Below are 19,110 nucleotides of genomic sequence, written 5' to 3' on the forward strand. Positions count from 1 at the left end.
TCTGGAGGGATCCCAGCTCAGTTCGCCTGCCAGCGGGCCTGAGATCCCCATCTTCTGCATTTAGTACGCGAACCAGGTGTCGGGTTACCAAGCCGTCACCAGGCTTTCGTGTGCCCTCTCGCATCAAGCTCAAGGAGCATTCGCATCGTAGCCCATGGCTGCGGTGTCGGCCCAGTGCGCCCTGAATCCGGTGTGTCCATCTCACCGGAGTTGACGCAGGTCACACCGCACTCGTTGGACCACAACCCCGTAGCCGTACTCCGGTTTCCCCAGATCACGTTGACCATGTGGTACCGGGTCGCGGAGCTGTCGTACGGGCGCGGCTTGCTGCCCGCCACGAAGTACCGCCTGGCCCGGTTCCTCTCCCAGCAGGAGCTGGACTCCGCGACCGGCCGCGTGGTCGGCCAGTGGGGCACCGGCCGCACGGACGGAGGCATGACCCTGGCCGCCCGCTACGCCTGGCAGGTCGGCGTAGGAGAGGACCGGTTCTGGGACGACCTGAAAGGGCTGTACCGGTACGGGTTCGCCGCCCGGGTCGTAGCCCCGGCCCCCGGCCGGCGAGCCGTCTACGCCCTCGTGCTGCGGACCGACGCCATCCCCCAAGACCTCCCGGACGACCTGGCCCAGCAGCTGAAGGTCTGGGACCTCCCGGATTTCGAGGACCCCTACCAGGACGCCCGGTACGGCCACCTGACCGACGCCGCCGACGCCGCGGTGCTGTCTGGCGAACCCACCGTCGTGGCCGTGGACGAGGAGGGCGCCGCCGAGCTGGACGCCGCCCCGCGCTGGGAGCACCCGGCCGACTCCCCGGCGGCCGCTGCCGCCGAGGCCATCCGCCGCTCCGCCAAGGCCCTGGGCAAGGAGGCCGGACCGCAGGATCTGCGGTGCTGGGCAGTGGCCGACCGCGACCGCGCCGAGGCCCTGGCTCAGAGACTGATGACCAATGGCAAAACGTCCCCTCTTAACGCGAAGGCCGTCTCACCACTATCTGGTGTTCTATCTACCGGTAGTAGGGGGCTGAGCTGGTCAAACGAAATGGGACAAGAAAAAACGACGCCTTCGGCGGCGCCTGGAAAGAACCCCGCGTTCCTGTCCAGTGGCGACCCTCGCGCCGTCGCAGACAGGGTCCTGCGGCGTGCATGGCACGCCTGGCGGGCCCAACTGGGCCACGGGAAGGTTCTTTTGCCTTCCGGACACTGGGACGACCTTGGAGGCTGGCAGGCAGCTTCCGCGTGGACTGACCTGCAGCGCACGGTCCGTATCGCACTGCGCCGCGCCACGGAGTACGAGTTGGTCGAGCTGTTGTCCAGCAGCGTGACCGGGGTGGACGATGTGGGCCGCCTGGCCGCGTGGAGGCTATGGCGCCTGATCAACGACCGTCGCAACGCCCACGGCTACGGCGGCCGTCGGCGCCCCGTCGCTCAGGCCGACCACGTCACGAGGTGGGACCACGCCCCCTCCGCCGTTGCCGAGCGGGCCCGCATCATGGCCAGGCCCGCCGACCTGCACGACCGCCAGGCCGAGCTGCGCGAGCAGGAACGCCGCCGCGAGGCCGCGCGGATCGCGGCTGAGGCCGAGCTGGCACGGGAAGCCGAGCGGGCCGAACTGTCCGGCCGCTGGGGGCTGGACCGGTATGCCCCGGACCCACAGCAGGAGCAGCCGCGCCGCTGGCCAGCCCGCGAGCCGGAGCACCTGCACGAGGCGCAGATGGAGGACCGCCGCCGACTCGATATGCCCCTGACGCGGACGAGGAACGAGGAGACCTATCGGGCCGCCCTGGCCAGGGCCCGCGCCGAGAAGCGTGCCCGCCGTAGGGACTGTTGAGGGGCCAGGCTGCCCCTCAGGCTGTCTTTCGGCGAGTGCTCCCGGCGGTACGGTGAAGCGACGAAACGCCACGTTGAGGGAGGGCCATGAGCCTGAAGGGCAAGTTCTACCTGTTGGTGGCCATCATCGTCATCGGGGTGCTGATAGGGATGAACAACCCACAGCCAGGCCCCTGATCACCCGCGTCCGGTGCGGTCCTGGCCGTCCTGACGAGGCACGCCGGCGCCGGACGACCCAGAGCCAGACGAGGTAGGCCTGGTGGAGTGAGCCGCAATCCCTCCGCTGGCGCTGGAAGACGCCGACACCGACGGACTCGCGGCGGGCCGTGCCGCCACATCCCGTGACGCATGGGTATTGATTCCCTGCGTGATGCCGGTAACGGGTTTCGTGACCACGGCCGCCGCCTGGCGCGAGGCAGGGTCGTACGTGTCCCGGCGGGCCGCCACGATCTCGTCCCCCATGCCAGGCACGAACCGGAAAAGCAACGCGCTCGCCACGATGGCGATGATGATGATCGCCAGCCCGCTGATGATGGCGGCCGTGGTGTCCTTCGGCTCGCCGCCCTCCGCCATCGCCGACGCCAGCCGGAGCACGACCACGATGATGGGCTTCAACAGGATGATGGCCGCCATGATCCCGGCCCACTTGCGAACCCGGGACCACAGCTGGCGGTCGACGATCCCGGAGTACACGACGAGGCCGAGCACCGCGCCGACGTAGAGCAGGGCGGACCGCACCACCATCTCCAGCCACACCACGCCGGCCGCCAGGATGGACACCAGGGAGAGCACGATCCGAGCGAAGGGGCCCCCGTCCTGGGCGGCCTGGTCATCCCTCAGGGCATCTGAGAAGGCGTCGAAGAACTTGCCGGAACCGCCGCCGGCCAGAGCCTCCGTGATGCCGTCGACCGCGCCCACGATCGTGTAGAGGATCAGGGGAGTGAAGGCGGATGCCAACACAGTCACCCACAGCAGGCCGATCGCCTCACCGAGCGCCTGGGTCAGCGGCACACCTCGAACGGCACGCTTGACCACGGCCCAGAGCCACAGCAGCAGCACCAGGAAGGCGGAGGCAGCGAAGACGAGCGCATACGTCTTCAAGAAAGCAGTGTTCGTGAAATCAATGTCACTGGTCGCCGACACCGCATTGCTCAGCTGATCGACCGTCCAGGCCGCGGACTTCGCGATGCCGTCCGCGAGAGAGTTCAGCGGGTCGAGAGTCGCCCCCGGGCCAGTCAGTGACGGGGGGCCGCCACCATCGTCGCCCTTGTCGGTGTCGCGCATGCAGATCTTGTACGCCTGACCTCCCAGACTGGCGCATGCGTTGCTTTTCGAGGAGGACGGACTCGGCGAGGGCGTCGGTGTCGGAGCGGCACTGGACGCCGGCGCGAACACGAGCAGCGCCACCACGGCGGCGACGAACGCAGCAACTATCAGACGGGCCGCAGTACATACACGCGCGGACACATCAACCCCCAGTCGAATCAGGACAGATAGCGTCTCACGCTTGTCTTCCTTCGGGCACCGGACTGTCAGCCGTCTAAGCCCTCCCAGTACCGTCAGCAGGGCTGATCACCACCAGGGGGAGAGTGCAGGGCATGACGAGGATCGAGTGGCGGCCCATCAAGACCACCTACCTGATATCCGGTCGCCCGCGCCCTCTACCCGTCGCCGTTACGGCCGTCGTAGTGGCCCTGATAGCCGTGATCGCCCTGGCCGTCCGAGACGACGACCCCGGCGCAGGCGGGGCCACCCCCGGCACCGATATGACCAGCGCCCCGCCTGTCGTCAGCGCCCACACCAGGGAAGGCGCCGCGAAAGCCGCCGAGCAGATCGACGCGGCGTTCGGTAGCGAGGCCATGTACAACCCGCAGGACCGCCGCGAAATCTTCGAGCGTTACGTGGACCCAGCCTCCCGGGAGCGCCTGCTTGCCGCCTTCACCGACGCACACCAGCGCGTTGCCAAGAACATCGGACTGGACGAGCAAGGGCGCCCGCCCGCTGGCGCCGACCTCATCGTCAGCTCCACACAAGAGAAAGTGACCGTCAAGCGCTACACAGGCGACGAAGCCAAGGTCAGCGTGTGGGGCACATTCGTGTTCGGACTCATCGGCAAGAACGTCAAGGAGATCCCGCCCGAAACCAGCAAGTCCACCTCGATCGTGGATCTGCGCTGGCAGCCGGGGGGCGGGTGGCAGGCCACCGACTGGCAGGTGCCCTAAGGAGCAGGAGCTGAACGGTTCGTGGCAGGACCGCCCATACGATGACCTTGTGACGACCCGCCGCACTCTCGGCTCCGGCCCGCATGACGCGCACGGCATCCGCGCTCCCCAGGCCGACCTCATCGACGCACTGCCCGGCGTCCGCCTCCCCGATCTAGCCCAGCTACGCGAGCGGGGAGTGCTTGGAACCAATCCGGCCACGTCCCCCCGTGCTCGCCGCACCCTCGGCGCCGGCGGCCGCGCCGACGAGGAGCCGCAGAGCTGACCGCAGTCATCGACTACGACCAGCCGCGAGAATCGCCGCCAGGAGCAGCGCGCCCAGCCCTCCTAACGCAGCTGCCGTTTCTCGCAGGGCCGGGTGCTCATGGAGGACGTAGGCGAGGAAGCCGAGCACCAGCAGACCCGTGACGAGCCGGTGCAGCAGTCGGTGCGGATCGGGATCCGGGGCCTGCGGCGGGGTCGGCTGGGCCGTGGTCATCGTGGTTCCCCCTCAGGTCTCAGGAACGGCGGGACAGCGAAGGAGTACGTCCCTCTGTCTCTTTGCGTCGCGGGGTGCGCTCCGGACAGCACTTCTCAGGAGGTAGCGAGTCGAACGCCTGGCGACGGACCTGGACTGTGCAACAGGCCGTAGTTAGCCGCGCAAGCCCTCTGTCGGTCCGGACCACCGGAGCATAGATGGCCGCCCGAGTCCCCGCGGCGCCTCTTTTGCGTAGATCGCGACCCCCGCTTCGCTCCGTGCGCCTCCTCTCCGCCTCTACGCCGATCAGAGCCGCTCGGCACTCTGGGGAGGCGGCAAGTTCTCGGCACGAATCAGCCAATTACCGGAGACCCCTCGGCGCCCCAGCTCCGCCCATGGATCCTGGATAAGCTCACGTATCGGGGATCCAGACGACACAAAGTGCGGTACGGAAAAACGGGTATGACGGGCACTCAGGGAGACACGATGACGAACTCGGATCTGTCGGTCACGGTGAGCACCACGACCCGTCAGGTCGACGCCGGAGCCCGTCCCGGCCGGTTCGACGCCGCCACCGAGGCCCGCCTGTCCCGGCTCGATCACGAGGCGACCGCCCACGTCGAGAAGAACCGCCCGGAGCGCACCCGCACCGGCTACGCCGCCGACTGGAACGCGTGGCTCAGGTTCTGCGCCGAGCGCGACCTGCCGCCGGCCGCCGTCCGCTCCGGCACGCTGGTCGCGTTCGTCGAGTGGTGCTGGCACCAGCCCGCCCGGCCGCCGAAGCCGGGCCGGGAGCCCTGCCCGCTCACCGCGCCCTCCACCATCGACCGCCGCCTGTCCGGTGTGGTCGTCACCGCCCGCCGCCAGCTCAAGCTGCAGCTGGCCGAGGACGTCGCCGAGGAGGCCCGCGCTCTGCTCAAGGCGAAGGTCAAGGAGATGGAGAAGGCGGGGGAGCGCCGGGGACGCGGACCGGCGCCCGCGCTGCTCGTGCGGCACATGGAGAAGATCGCCGCCACCCTGCCCCGGAACCGGTTCGGGACCCGGGACCTGTCACTGATGACGCTGCACTTCGCCCTCGCCGGCCGCGAGCACGAACTGGCCTACCTCCGCCTCCGCGACATCGCCGAGGACCCGGAGGGCCGGGGCCTCATCGTCGACGTCCGGGTCTCCAAGGTCGCCCCGCGCACGGTCGAGGTGCCCTTCGGCTCCCGCGCCCACCTGTGCCCGGTGCGGGCCTGGCGCCGCTGGAAGGCCGAACTCGGCGAGGACGCCGACCCCGACAGCTTCGCGTTCCGCGCGGTGCACAACCGATGGAAGACCGTCCTGGACAGCGGACTCGACCCCGTGACCATCGGCGACATTCTGACCCGCATCGCCGCCCGCGCACAGCTCGACATCCGGCCCACCGGCCACAGCCCGCGGCGCGGACTGGTCACCGAGTCCTCCCGCGCCGGCAACCCCGACGCCGTTGCCGAGCGCCAGGGCGGATGGGCCCCCGGCTCCAAGGTCATGCGCCGTTACCGCGAGGAAGACGACGGCTTCAAGGAGAACGCCCTGCACGGCGTGCTGTAGGACGGGCCCGAGCTGCTGTCCACGGCTGTCCGCCCGAGCCCCACCAGGTGGCAGTCTCCCGGCATGGACTTCTTCGAGAGCGTCGCCTCGGGGCTGCTCGTGGCGCTCGTCCTGGGCCTGACCCGGCGGGGGCTTGCCCGTCGACACCGCCCCGTCCCGCCAACCGACCACCGCCAGGAGATACCGATGGGCCGCCCCGGCCAGTTCCGCCGTCCGCAGTTAGCGCCGGGCTCCCACCAGGAGCTCCTGGACCTGCTCTACGACCTGCACCGGCAGGCCGGGGGGCGGCTGTCCGTGCGCCGCCTGGCCGAGTGCACCGGGCTGCCGCACAGCACCGTGCACAAGGCTCTGACCCACCCCGATCTCCCCGGCCTCCACGTGGCGGTGGCCATCGGCCTTGCCCTGGCCGACGAGGTACTGCAATCCGAGTCCGACACCGACCGCGAGACCTACCTCGACGACGTCGACCGGCAGATCACCGACCTGTGGCGGGCGGCCTCTCAGGAGGGCGCACCGCCCACCGACCTCACCGTCCGTGCCGCCGTGGAACGCGCCTGGGCCGACATGGCAAGGCCGCTATGGGGGGTGGAGACACTCCTGACGCAGGCCGTCGGACGATGCTCTGTGCTGTCCACCACCATGCGCGCCGGCGTGGTGAGCGTGATCGTGGCCGCACCCGACACGGAGGCCTTACTGCTGGTCAAGGAACCGGCCTCCTGGCACGTCGAGTTCGGTCGGCGGGTAAGCCGGTACCTGCAGTATCACGTGGGTCTGTCCTTCGACGTGGACCTGCGGGACGGCCGCCCCCGGCCGCCGCTGCCCCGACGTCAGGTCTCCGGCCGGCAGGAGGAAGGGTTCTCTCTTCCGTGGCTGCAGAGCGATGAGTACATAACCGCGCTGAGTGCGACGCTGGAGGGGATCTGCCGATGCGGCGGTCATACCCACCCGCGAGAGTGCTGGCAGGCGCGCAGCACCGGGACGCCGCAGGACCCCACGACGGGGAGCACCCCGGCCCAGTAGACGGCCGATCTGCGCCGACCTGGTGAGCGCGGCACTTGTCCGGGCCCAACTATGACGACATACCGCCCGCGGCGCGGCTAGGAGCACTCGTAGGTGATGTCGGCTGAGTGCAGCCTGGCCCCCTGGTGTCCTGAACACCCTTCCTGAACACAACGCCCCAGGCCGGGAAGGACAGATGCGCTTTGCCGGGCGAGGTGTTCAGGAACCGATCGGTTCTTGGACGCCCACCCAGAACACGGCCACGGTGGGCGGTTTACATGGCCAGCCGTCCGCCGACTGACTCTCTCGCCGTTGTGCGCGTGGACGAGGCCGGCGGGGAGGGGAGGGGTGGCAGGCCGGAGTCCGGAGACCGTCCGGCGAATGCTCACGAACACGAGCGACCGGCCGCCGACCCTGCGCCAGCGCCGCGCGTGAGCGACCTCCCTTGAGGAAGGCCCTCCCGACTGATGCCCAAGGGCGCCACGAACCTGGGAGGGGCGCAAGGTCGTACGTCCAGTGGGGCGCTCCACCTTGCGCCCCTCCCAGAACCGCGGCGGGCGGAGCCCATCAGCCAGCAGGCCCCCCGGCCAAGGGAAGGGACCCACGTCATGGACCAGCTGCACGTGATCTGCCAGCGACACAGCGGGCCCGGATGTTCCGTCTGCAGCGGGCGACGCTTCATCTCGTTCGAGGGCGAGGCTGCCGACTCCGCTGCCCGCAGGATCGCAGCCACCGCCGAGCGGACCGCCGCCGCCAGCCGCGAGAGGGCGCGGCGGCAGCGGAGGTCATGAAGCATAGGGACGCAGGGGGCCCGGCCATGCGGCAGGGCCCCTTGTCTGCCTTGTCGGCCCTGAACTCCCAGCTCTGTCCCCAGCGGGCTACTTTGCCCCTGGGGACAGAGCTGGGAGGCCGGGGCCGTACTCGTGCCCGCCAACTCCGGGACGAGGACGAACTGTCCTACCGCGAGATCGCCGCCGTTCTGGAAGCCGAGGACATCCGACCGAAGCGCGGAGAGCGCTGGCACCCCGAAACCGTCCGCCGCATGCTCGCCAACCCGACTAATCGGCCGCCCACACTGCGTAAGCGCTCCGGACGGCCGTGACGCACGTAAGGCCTTAAGAGACAGGTCATGCCCGCTTTCAGTGCTCCGACCGGCGCCTTTGTCGAAGCCGCAAGCTGACAGAGCACCTACGAAAGCGGTTATGGTTGTGGCAGCGACTCGTATAACTTGACGCCCTGCTTGAGGTGATCAAGTTTTACGTGTCACGGGCGCGTGGAGCAGCAGGTCAGTCCAGTTGATCCCACGCACGAAGGCCCAGCCCCGGGGTGGAGCCCGGAGCCAGGCCTCATGCAGTTACCGAGCCCGGTCGAGCATCCGGCGACCGGGCTCGCTGCATGCGAGCGTCGGTCAGCTCCAACCGCGCCTTCGGGGTGAGCACTCCAGCTTTCCGCCGAGCGAACTACCTCACCAGGGCGATGATCGCCACCAGCAGACTCGCCGCCGCCAGGAAGACCTGCCACCTATCTGGCCCAGGCCACTTCTCCCCGTCGCGCTTGTCCGATGGGACGTCCATCACTACCACCTCACCTTCCCCTCCCCGGCCCGGCACCGGCGTGCTGGTCCCGGAAGGTCTGTGGACTGGCTGCCGTCGCCGCTCAGTTCAGGAGGATCCGCGAGGTAGGGTCACAATACCTTGCCTTATCCCTTGCTTTCCAAGGACGCGTCTGGCCTAGGCCGTAAATTCAGGGAACCCTTGATTAAGTTAAACCATGTTTCCAAGGTCCGGGGCATGACCCAGTTCTGGTATTCATAGGCGGTTCAACGCGTCCGCCTATGAATCCGGGGAACTGAAGTCAAGATCCGGGAAACTGAAGCCAAGAGCAAGATTTTTTAGCAGTAGTAGTCACCAACCCCGGCGCGCAGCAGTGGACTTGCCACTTCCGCTTTCTGCACACCTTGCGTGGACCACGCCGCTGGAACTTCCAGTTCTGGCCCGAGCACGGCCACGGTGGGCGGTTTACATGGCCAACCGTCTGCCGACTGCACGTCTCGCTGTTGTGCGCGTCGAAGAGGCCAGCGGGGAGGGGAGGGGTGGCAGGCCGGGGTCCGGAGCGCCGTCTGCCCGGACGGAGTTGGGTTGCCCGCCGTACTGCCGCCGTCACGCACGCGCGAGCGTGAGCAGACCGCACCGCCCGCCGTGGTTGCGGGGGAGCAGCAGCTGCCGCGATGTGGCCGGGCCCGTCGTGGGCGCTCCGCTCAGCGCGCCGCCGCCGTGGTGACCGGTCCGGCGAACCCGCCGCCGTGGCGGCCGCGCCGGCGCTTCCTGTTTTCCGCCCTCATCTGAGGGCCCGTTTATGGAACCGGACCCAGGGCGCCCCGTCCTCGTCGCGACCGCGCGCCGACCGGCCGCCGGAACCGGATCACCCATCCATTACATTGCATCTCGTTTCATTCATGGGCTATGGAATGTAACGTGATGCAATGCGATGTGATACACTCAGAGTGTCGGAACGATGACGGGAGACCCGGATGAGCGAGCCCCAGACCGAGACCGTGGCGCGGCCCACCTGCCAGTTCCCGGGGTGCGATAACCCGCCGGAGGCGAAGGACCCGAGCACGCCGGGCCCGGCGCCGAAGTACTGCGAGCGCGAGGACCACACCGCGCTGACCGCGTTCCGCGCGAAGCGCCGGAAGACCGCCGAAGCGGCCGGCCGCCCGGAGCCGGACGACCTGGACCGCCCCGTGTCGATGGCCGCCGCCACCGCCGTGGACCTCCGGGGGGAAGTCATCACGCAGATGGAGCGGCTGACCGGCGACCTGAGCCGGTACGTCGAGCAGCTGCAGACCATCACCGACCCCGAGGCCGCCGAGGCGCAGATGCTCGCGGTCACCAACGACGCGGCCGCCAAGGTCTCCGAGGCCCAGCGCGAGGCGTCGACCGAGCGGACCCGCCGCATCACCGCCGAGCAGGCCGCGAAGGCAGCCAAGGACGCGGAGGCGGCCGCCGCGGAGGCAGCCGAGCAGGCCGTGACCGAGCTGGACGACGCCCGCGCACGGTTCGAGGCCGAGGTGGAGCGCATCCAGGCGGAGGCCGCCCGCGAGGTCGAGGAGGCCCGCGCCGCCGCCGAGCGCGCCGCCGAGGAGGCCCGGCAGCGGGTCGAGCAGGTGGAGGCTGAGACCGCCGAGAAGATCCGGCAGGTGGAGGCGGCCGCCGCCGAGCGCGTCACCGCCGCCGAGACCGCAGCCGGCCGGGCGCAGAACGAGGCCGCCCGCCAGGTCGAGGAGATGAAGGCCACCGTCGACCGGGAGCAGAAGGCGGCCGCCCAGGTGAAGGCCGACACCGTCCGGGAGGTCGAGGACGCGCGGACCAGCGTCCGCGAAGCCGAGGACCGCGTGCGCACGGCAGAGGAGAACGCCCGTCAGGCCGCGCGGGACGCCGAGGTCCGGGTGGCCGCCGTCGAGAAGAGCGCCGCCCAACTCCGGGACGAGCTGCACACTGAGCTGCAGCGGGCCCGGGACGACGCCGAGCGCGCCGGCGCCCGGGTGACCGCGCTGGAGACCCGCGTGGACGAGCTGCGGGACAAGCTGGACGAGGCCCGGGACAAGGTCCGGGAGGTCGAGGACCGGGCCCGTACGGCGGAGGAGAACGCCCGGGGCAGGAAGTAGCAGGACTCCCCCGCCAGTCGCCAATTGGCGACTGGCCCCCGCACAGCAGAACGGGCCCTCAGATGAGGGCCCGTTTCTATAATTTCCGCAGGTCAGGAGGGTAACAGTCGCAGCGGACTGTTACCCGGTTCCGTGTGGCAGAGCCCGCCGCCGACCCGGAGCCCGTGGCGGCCGCGCCGGGGTGTCCTCCCGTTCCAGCCGGACGCCGGCGGGCCCCTCGTTCGGCTGGACGTCGAGCACCAGGCGCAGCCCGCCGCCGCGGTGCGACAGCACGAAGAGGCATCAGCCAGGAAGGCCCAGGTCGTCAAGGGTGGTGCCGCCCGCCCAGCGCTGCAGCTGGTGGCCGTCGAGGAGGTGGACGCCGCCCTGGCGGGAGGCCCAGAGCACGTCCGCGCGGCTGAAGGCGCCGAGGTGGACGACGACCCGGATCAGGCGGTCGACGCCGGGCCGCCCGGCCTCCCGCAGGGGAGCGGGACCGCCCGCCACCTCGTCCTCGTCCGCTGTCGCCACCGGGCGGAACGCGACGTCGAGTTCGCGGCCCCGGCGGTCCCGGGCGTACAGACGCGGCCGCCCCTCCCGCGCGCTCAGGTCGACCACCTGCCAGCCGTCGCGTCGCAGCATCCGCGCGGCCGCCACCGCCAGGCCCGGGTCATCGAGCCGGGCCAGCTCCGGCGCGGTGTAGCGCCCACCGCGCCGGCGGGCTACCGACCGGTGCAGGCACAGGCCCACAGATGCGGCAGCCGCCAGGAGGACGACGCCGAGCACCAGGCCGCCGACGCCGAGCGCGCGGTAGAGCCAAGCGAGCAGCAGGACGGGGACAAGCACGGCCAGGCCGAGCCCGACGAACCCGGGCAGAACCTCGCGCAATTCGGGCCCGTACCGGCCCTGTGCCCGCAGTTCGGAGGCCGCCCGCTGACGCTGCGAGCGCCGGGACCCGGGTGCGGGCGGGGGAGGCCGCAGCCACAGAGGCACTGCCGGGCGTCTCCACCTCACCACCAGGGCCAACTCCCCACCACCGCCTCGTCCTGTCGTGCGGTACAGATACCCGCTCGCTCCCGTGGCCCGCCAGTCCGGCAAGGAGCTGGCCGAAGGCAAGCGTGCCCGTTGGCCGGGAATCACCCTTGTGACGGCTGTCGGGTTACCCCTACATTTCACGTGTCGGGTTACCCCTACAAAACCGGGGAGCCGTAACCCGTTCCAACTCCCTGACCAGGAAGGTTCCAACCATGGGAACGATCGTCCCCACCCCGGGCAGCAAGGGCCGCCCGAGGCACGCCGCACACGTCGGCCGCATCACCCTGACCCACGCGGACACGGAGCCGAACGAGCAGATCGGCGGCCGGAACGGCGCAACGACGTGGTGGCAGGACGGGACCACGTCGTACGTCCTCCACTTCACCTCGGGCCACGTCCACGGCTGGACCATGGCGGACGAGACGGACACCGCGATTCAGGCCGTCGACTCCCTGCGGGACGGGGAGGACATGAGCGGTGACCGCCTATGGGCCGCCCTGCGGGACGTGCGGCGACTCCGCACCCGACTGGAGGCACTGGAGGCCGAACTCGTCCTGTACGCCAGGGAGGACGGGCCAACGGGCCGCCCGCGCATGTCCCTGCGGGAGATCGGTGAAGTCACCCAGACCCACCACACCACCGTCGCCGAACGCGTGGAGCGCATGGTGCGAGGCGGGCACGCCGCGTTCCGCCCCTGGCTCGTGCAGGGCACCCCCCGGGCCGACATGCACACGGGCGGGTGTGACTGCGGAGCCGTCCACGACGAGGAGCCCCGCCCCCACTCCCTGGACTGCGCGTCGCGCTTCCCGCAGTCCCCGGAGGCGTGATGATCCGCGCGGCTGCCACGTGTGACCGGTCGGGCTGCCTAGCTCTCTTCCTTGCCCCCGACGATCTCCCCGAAGGTGCGCCCCTCCGGGCCGCGTTAGCGGACGCCGGCTGGGGAGTCGATGGAGACAGACACATTTGCCCGGGGTGCGCGAACGGCAAGGGCCCTGTCCTGGAACGGGGGGAGTGCCCGAAGTGCTGCGGCTCCACCGTCGACCGCCAGGTTGGAGCCACCTGCCACTACTGCCGCCACGTCGAGCCACACCCCCCGGAGGAGTGGTGAGGCTTCGGTTCCTCCGACGCCGGAGCGAACGTCGAGCTGCCGCCCGACAGGCCCACCACCTTCAGGCACAGCTGCAGGAGGCCACAGACATGGCCATCACCGCGGCGGTCCGTGCCCAACTCTCCGAACCCGTCACCAACCTGCACGTCACCTGGCCACTACGCGTCACCGTGGGCGACGTCATCAGCCAGGCGCAGGAGAACTTCTCCCTGCAGGTGTCGAAGGCCGACGCCGCGGCGATGCTCCGCCACCGCCTGGAATGGCGGGGTCTCGCAGGCTGGGCCGACCTCGTGACCGACGCGTACGACGACTGACCACCAACTGCAGACCGACCTGGGCGCCCGCCCAACCGAGATGAGGAGACCGACATGAACCAGACCGCCATCTTCCGCGCCGCCGGCGACGAGGACGACGACCCCTTCGAGAACGACCGGGACGCCTGGCCGCAGGAGGGCGACCTGCGCTAGCAGAAGACCCCCAACGGCCGCCCGCTGGAACCCAAGTTCCAGCGGGCGGCCGCCGTCATTCCAGCCCCTCACAAAGCCTCCCGATATATAGCGTGTGCACGCTACGATTTGAAGCATGGCCACTCAGGAGGGAACCCGCATCGTCACAGCCCTGGAATCGACCTGGGGCGCGATCCAGAAGCACCACCCCGACGTTCCAGACGTCGTGATCGTGACTGGAACCGGGCAGCGCGGCCGCGGCCGCCTGACATGGGGTCACCACACAGCGGACCGGTGGCTGGACGCGGCGGCCGCCGGCCGCAAGGCGGAGCTGTTCGTGTCCGGCGAGGCCGTCGCCAAGGGTGGCGAGATGGTCGTGGAGACGATGCTGCACGAGGCCGCCCACGCGCTCGCGGCCGCCCGGAACATCCGGGACACCTCGTGCGCGGGACGCTGGCACAACCGCGAGTACGCAGCCCTGGCCAGGGAGGTTGGCCTGGAGCCACCCAAGCGCGCGGCAAAGGTGATCGGGTTCAGCGAATCCCTGATCACGGCCGCCACGGTCGGCCGGTACGCGTCCCAGATCCGGCGCCTGAACGCGGCGACGCTCGCGCGGATCGAGGTTCCCGAGGACGACGAGGGCCAGCCCGGCAAGCAGCACCAGGAGCAGCAGGACGCGGACAACCCGGGCCCGCGCGGTGGACGAGGACGGGCAGGCAAGCGCCTGGCCGTCGAGTGCGGCTGCACCCCGACGCCCCGCCGAATGCAGGTCACCCCCGCATTCCTGGAAGAGGCACCCTTGCTGTGCGGGAAGTGCCGACAGGAGTTCCAACCCCCGGAGACGACGCTGGAACTGACCCTGGAACAGGGCGCCGGCACCGAGCCGGCCGAGTCCGTCGCGGCCCGGGTCACGCCGTGACCGCGCCGACCCCTGCGGTTCCCTGGCAGGCCCTGGCCGCAGACCCGGCGACCGTCGAGCGGTACGAGGCGAAGGTGTACCGCGGTCCCGGGCCCACGGACTGCCACTGGTGGCTCGGCGCCATCAGCGACTCCGGACACGGCAAGCTCCGGGCGGGCAGCCGCCCGGCGGGCACCTCCCGCGTGGTCTCCGCCCACGTCCTGGGGTTCGCCATCCACCACGGCGCCGCCGCCCTGCAGGGCGCCATCGTCCGCCACCGGTGCGACGAGGCCAGCTGCCAGAACCCGGCGCACTGGCTGACCGGCGATCGCCTACAGAACATCCTGGACTTCCAGGCCCGCCGCGGGCTGACCGGTCACCCGCTCGCGGACGTGCGGGGCGCGGCGGGCCGGGCCGTGGCAGTACGGGACGCCATCCTGGCGGCCGCCCCGGGCGGCGAGGCTGACGCCATCGTGGCCGCACTCGCGGCCGGCCACCGCTCCGGGGACCGCCAGGACACCCTCTGGTGAACGAAGCGTGTGCACGCTAGGCCGGACGGGCGCACCGGGCCCACGTTGAGGGGTCCGTCTCGCACCGCCGGCGGTCGCTTTGGCCGGTGACTCCGGTGTCCCGTAGAGCCCGCGCAGCGGCCCCGGTTGCCGGGCATATCGAAGCGTGTGCACGCTAGACATGGAGGCGTCCGGCCGAGCCGGATCAGTCGGCGCACCCGACACCGAAACCACTCTTGGTAACAGTCGAGGCCCGCCCCGCGCGTCCGGGGTCGGGCCTCTGTCGTCTCCCGCACAGCGTAGCGGGCAGCCGCCCGCAGTCGTCAATAACCACCCCCCCAGCGTGCCCAACGAAGTCAGCGAACCCGACCAGGTCCATCGGACAGGAGACAGCCCAACAGCGACCCAGACCACCAGCAGCTAGAAGGTAATCGGACCCACGAATGCCACCCGAGCAACAGGACCACCTAACGATCCGTCAACACCAAGGTACAAGCATCTCTCTGACACACCCTTGCATTCTCATCCGATGGCCACGTACCGTGATCCGTATGACTGCCACCGTGAGCCCGGGATCCGACCCGGGATACCTGATCAATCAGGTGGGCAAGGGTGGCGAGCACTACTACCTGAAGAGCATCGAGCAGGCCGGGGAGCCTGCCGGTATCTGGCTCGGTGAGGGTGCTAACGATCTTGGTCTGACGGGTGAAGTCGACCACGAACTCATGTCTGACATGTACTCGAAGTTCACGCACCCGGAGCTGCACGCGCAGGTCCGCGCGTCACTCTCCGCAATCGCTGCGGAGCCCGGAACGGACGAGTACAAGGCCGAGGTGGCAGCCATCTACGACGCCGCCCGGGTCGGGCGGAAGCCGTACGACTACACCAAGTCGACCGAGGAGAAGGTGGCCGAGGCCCTGGACGAATTGGGCCCCGACGCCACCCCCGAGCAGCGCCGCGAGGCGGAGCTGAAGGTGCGCCAGAACGCGCCCACCAGCCGCTCGTACTACGACGTCACGTTCTCCGTGCCGAAGTCCTACAGTCTGCTGCACGCCGGGTTCCAGATCGAGGCCCAGCGGCTCCGCGCGGCCGGCGACGAGGAAGGCGCGGCCGCCGCCCAGGCGAAGGCGGACACCGTCTGGGAGTGCGTGATGGAGGGCGTCCAGGCCGGGCTGGAATTCCTGCAGGAAGAGGCTGGATACGCCCGCGACGGACGCCACGGCGCCAAGGACGCCGAGGGCGCCCCCACCGGCCGCCAGGTCGACGCTCACCGCTGGACGATCGCCAGCTTCCGCCAGCACACGAGCCGGGACAACGACCCTCAGCTGCACGTGCACAACGCCATCTGGAACCGCGTGCAGGTCGACACGGTCGACCCTGTGACCGGCGAAGTCCGGTCCAAGTGGTTGAGCATCGACGGGCAGGAGATCTACCGGCACACCAAGGCCGCCGGGCACATCTTCGAGAAGGCCACGGACGAGGCCCTGTACCGCAAGCTGCAGCTCCGCACGGCGATGCGCCCGGACGGCATGGCGCGCGAAGTGGTCGGCATCAGCGAGGAGAAGCGGGACAAGTTCAGCAGCCGGCGGGAGACCATCACCAAGGGCACCGCCGAGCTGGCCAAGGCGTACGAGGCCCGCGAGGGCCGCCCGCCGGGCGCCCACGAGCTGGCCCGCATGGCGCAGTGGGTGAACCTGGCGGAGCGCAAGGGCAAGACCGACGCCGTGCCGCGCGAGCAGCTGTTGGAGCAGTGGGAGGCGGACATGGTGTCCGACACCCGCGAGTCCCTGGCGGACATTCCAGCTCAGGTGGAACGAGCAACGGTCGAGCTGGAACAGCGTGCCGCCGACCTGGAATCGGGACTGGAATTCGACCCGACGAAGGTCGTCCGGACCGCCGTGGAGAACGCGCAGGACGCGAAGAGCGCATGGCGCCGCGGGGACCTGATCGTGGAGATCACCAAGCAGCTTCCAGACTGCTTGGGCGGGTTGGAACGGGACCAGGTGCGCGCCCTCGTCAACGAGCTGGCCGACGCTGCACTGCAGTCGGGCACGGACACCGAGGTGGTGCGGCTGACCGCCCGCAACCTCGTTCCGCTTCCCCAGGAGCTGACCCGCGAGGACGGGCTGAGCGTCTACGCCCGCCACGGTGCCCTCCGGTACGCCACGAAGACCCATCTGGAGCGCGAGGGACGGGTAATCGAGCAGGCCACCGAGCTGGGCGCCCCAGCCGTCTCCCGTGAGGCGATTGACACGGCCGTGGTCGAGGCTGGGCTGAACGAGGGGCAGGAGAAGGCGTTCCGCTCCATCCTCGCGTCTGGCCGCCGCATGGAGGTCGTCGCCGCCCCGGCAGGTACTGGAAAGAGCCGCCTGGCAGGTGCGATCCACGACGTCTGGACGCAGGAATGCGGCCCCGTCATCGGTCTGACCGTCAGCCAGCGCGCAGCCCGCGTGTTGTCCGAAGAAGGCGTCACCAACGCGCAGAACGTGGCCAAGTTCCTGGACGTGAACAGCCGCCTGGAATCAGGTGCGCCCGTGGCCGAAGACGAGCGGGCCGCGTTCCAGTTGCAGCACGGCCAGCTTGTCCTCGTGGACGAGGCGTCCATGGCGGAGACGGGCCAGCTGGACGAGATCCGCCGCCTGGCCGCCCACGCTGGCGCCAAGGTGCTGTACGTCGGTGACAACGCGCAGCTGGACAGCGTCGGATCCGGCGGCATCTTCTCCCAGCTGACCGAGGAGCTGCCCAACGTCCACCGCCTGGACGAGGTGATGCGGTTCAACTCGGAGTGGGAGAAGGAGGCTTCTCTGCAGCTACGTAAAGGCGAGGTCGAGGTGCTCGCCGAGTACGAGACCCGCGGCCGGCTGCGCGCTGGAACGCGCGAGGAGATGCTGGAAGCCTCGTACCAGTCCTGGCTGGTCGACCACACGGCTGGGAAGGACACGGTGCTGATCGCCCCGACAGGGGATGAAGCGGACCAGCTGGCCGCCCGTGCCCGGCAGGACCTCGTACGACTCGGCAAGGTCGAGGAGAACGGCATCGAGCTTGGGCAGCGCGGGCTGACTGTCGGCAAGGGCGACATGATCCAGCTCCGCAAGAACAACCGGCGGATGACCAGCGCGTCCGGCGAGCGGTTCGCCACCAACCGCGACGTGGTGAAGGTGCTGGGGGTCGACGAGAACGGCGCGGTCACTGTCGCCTACGACGACGGGGACAGCCTGACCCTGCCGCCTTCCTACGTGCAGGAGCACGTCGATCTTGCGTATGCGGGCACCATCCATTCCACCCAAGGCCGGACCGTTGGAACGGCTCACAGCTACTGGAACGGCAGCGGTTCCAGGGAAGCGTTCTATGTCGCGATGACGCGCGGCCGCGAGGCCAACACCGCGTACATGGCTACCGACATGCCGGGCGTGCCGGGCGAGGAGCGGCCGGACGCGATGGCCCTCTACAAGCAGACGCTGGAGAATTCCAGCGTCGAGAAGAGCGCCACCCAGGTGCAGCGAGAAGAGGACGAGTGGTCCCGCTCGCTCGCGAAGCACGGGTTCGAGCTGGAAGACCTCTCCACCGAGCACGCCAGCACCAAGCTGGGCCGCGTGCTGTACGAGGAGCTGGGCCCGGAGCGCTACGAGGAGCTGGCCAGCAGCGAGGCGTTCGGCTCCCTCGTCCGTCTGGGCCGGGCCGCCGAGGCAGCCGGCCACGACGCCGAGGGCATCATGCGGACCGTCGCCCAGGGCCGCCTGGACGACGCCAAGGATTTGGGCAAGGTCTTGCACTGGCGGGCGGAGCGTGAGCTGGAGGCCGCCGAGCGGCGCCAGGTCCGGGCCGACGAGCAGCGGGTGCGCGAGGCCGTGGAGCAGCAGGAAACCACGGTCAGTGACCTGATGGCCCAGCTGTCGGTGGCGCCCGTCGCTCACGTCGACCGCGAGGTGGACGACGCGGCCCACACCGAGGCACTGCGGCAGGCCGAGGCCATGCAGCAGGCGCCCGTGCTGGCCTGGACCGGCAGCCAGGAGGACGCCCTGGCCACGCAGCAGGCAGTCATCCGGGCCCAGGTCATCGACCCGATGGAGACCGAGCGGGCAGCCGAGGCAGCCGCCGCCGAGCAGGCGCAGCAGCAGGCAGCGCTGGACCAGGCCATGGCCATGCAGCTGGGCGCCGAAGTGCTGCACGGCCAGCAGGAGACGCAGGAACGGCACCGCATCACCGAGGAGCACCGCGCGGCCGCCGAGGAGCGCGCCGACTGGCGCAACCGGGTCCGGGACATCGAGGGCCCCAAGGGTGAGTACGCCCGCGCCGTGGCCGAGGTGGCCGAGGAGAAGCGCCTGGAACTGGGCCGCGAGCTGTTGGAACAGGCGGAGGCTGGAGAGCTGCCGCAGTGGGCGGAGAAGCTGGGAC

14 protein-coding genes are annotated in these 19,110 nt (G+C 70.0%); 11 read left to right on the top strand and 3 right to left on the bottom strand.

The window, feature by feature from the left end; all coding sequences use genetic code 11:
* The first annotated feature begins 279 nt into the window (after positions 1 to 279).
* The gene (locus QOL88_RS38480) at positions 280 to 1,824 is read left to right on the top strand and encodes a hypothetical protein (RefSeq protein ID WP_283445933.1); all 1,545 of its coding nucleotides are present in this window, start codon (positions 280 to 282) and stop codon (positions 1,822 to 1,824) included.
* Positions 1,825 to 2,000: 176 nt separating this feature from the next.
* On the opposite strand, the gene QOL88_RS38485 is transcribed toward QOL88_RS38480, so the two are convergent.
* Entirely contained in the window at positions 2,001 to 3,107 is a 1,107-nt protein-coding gene (locus tag QOL88_RS38485) for a hypothetical protein (RefSeq protein ID WP_257028115.1), read from the bottom strand.
* Positions 3,108 to 3,421: 314 nt separating this feature from the next.
* Here QOL88_RS38485 and QOL88_RS38490 point away from each other — a divergent pair, with 314 nt between their 5' ends.
* Positions 3,422 to 4,045 (top strand): hypothetical protein, encoded by a 624-nt coding sequence (locus QOL88_RS38490; RefSeq protein WP_097223403.1) that lies wholly within the window; start codon positions 3,422 to 3,424, stop codon positions 4,043 to 4,045.
* 271 nt (positions 4,046 to 4,316) lie between these two features.
* On the opposite strand, the gene QOL88_RS38495 is transcribed toward QOL88_RS38490, so the two are convergent.
* On the bottom strand, positions 4,317 to 4,523 hold the full coding sequence (locus tag QOL88_RS38495) for a hypothetical protein (RefSeq protein WP_143668921.1): 207 nt from the start codon (positions 4,521 to 4,523) through the stop codon (positions 4,317 to 4,319).
* A gap of 465 nt (positions 4,524 to 4,988) precedes the next feature.
* On the opposite strand from QOL88_RS38495, the gene QOL88_RS38500 reads away from it, so the two are divergent.
* The 4 genes from QOL88_RS38500 to QOL88_RS38510 all read left to right on the top strand — a co-directional run bounded on the left by QOL88_RS38500 (position 4,989) and on the right by QOL88_RS38510 (position 10,740).
* Positions 4,989 to 6,074 carry a site-specific integrase gene (locus tag QOL88_RS38500; RefSeq protein ID WP_097223402.1) on the top strand — a complete coding sequence of 362 codons (1,086 nt, stop codon included), beginning with the start codon at positions 4,989 to 4,991 and terminating at the stop codon, positions 6,072 to 6,074.
* Positions 6,075 to 6,137: 63 nt separating this feature from the next.
* Positions 6,138 to 7,094: a hypothetical protein gene (locus QOL88_RS38505; protein WP_097223401.1), complete on the top strand. Its 957-nt coding sequence runs from the start codon at positions 6,138 to 6,140 to the stop codon at positions 7,092 to 7,094.
* Between the two features lie 796 nt (positions 7,095 to 7,890).
* A complete protein-coding gene (locus tag QOL88_RS39080) occupies positions 7,891 to 8,175 on the top strand; it encodes a recombinase family protein (protein WP_179879175.1) in 285 nt (94 codons plus the stop codon).
* Between the two features lie 1,428 nt (positions 8,176 to 9,603).
* Positions 9,604 to 10,740 (top strand): coiled-coil domain-containing protein, encoded by a 1,137-nt coding sequence (locus QOL88_RS38510; protein ID WP_097223399.1) that lies wholly within the window; start codon positions 9,604 to 9,606, stop codon positions 10,738 to 10,740.
* Positions 10,741 to 11,022: 282 nt separating this feature from the next.
* Here the strand turns inward: QOL88_RS38510 and QOL88_RS38515 are convergent, their stop codons facing one another.
* Entirely contained in the window at positions 11,023 to 11,607 is a 585-nt protein-coding gene (locus QOL88_RS38515) for a hypothetical protein (protein ID WP_306456209.1), read from the bottom strand.
* Positions 11,608 to 11,966: 359 nt separating this feature from the next.
* Here QOL88_RS38515 and QOL88_RS38520 point away from each other — a divergent pair, with 359 nt between their 5' ends.
* From QOL88_RS38520 to mobF, 5 genes are all read left to right on the top strand, one after another.
* Positions 11,967 to 12,581, top strand: coding sequence for a hypothetical protein (locus QOL88_RS38520; protein WP_097223397.1), 615 nt, complete (start codon positions 11,967 to 11,969; stop codon positions 12,579 to 12,581).
* A 370-nt stretch (positions 12,582 to 12,951) separates the two neighbouring features.
* Positions 12,952 to 13,176 carry a hypothetical protein gene (locus tag QOL88_RS38525; RefSeq protein WP_097223396.1) on the top strand — a complete coding sequence of 75 codons (225 nt, stop codon included), beginning with the start codon at positions 12,952 to 12,954 and terminating at the stop codon, positions 13,174 to 13,176.
* 268 nt (positions 13,177 to 13,444) lie between these two features.
* Positions 13,445 to 14,227 (top strand): hypothetical protein, encoded by a 783-nt coding sequence (locus QOL88_RS38530; RefSeq protein WP_097223395.1) that lies wholly within the window; start codon positions 13,445 to 13,447, stop codon positions 14,225 to 14,227.
* Positions 14,224 to 14,736: a hypothetical protein gene (locus QOL88_RS38535; protein ID WP_097223394.1), complete on the top strand. Its 513-nt coding sequence runs from the start codon at positions 14,224 to 14,226 to the stop codon at positions 14,734 to 14,736. The genes QOL88_RS38530 and QOL88_RS38535 overlap by 4 nt, the downstream gene beginning before the upstream one ends.
* Before the next feature lie 530 nt (positions 14,737 to 15,266).
* The coding region (mobF, locus tag QOL88_RS38540; RefSeq protein ID WP_283445934.1) for a MobF family relaxase at positions 15,267 to 19,110 on the top strand (3,844 nt) is incomplete at its 3' end.

The sequence above is a fragment of the Streptomyces sp. Ag82_O1-12 genome (genome assembly GCF_900182715.1).
In the GTDB taxonomy this organism is placed as follows: domain Bacteria; phylum Actinomycetota; class Actinomycetes; order Streptomycetales; family Streptomycetaceae; genus Streptomyces; species Streptomyces massasporeus.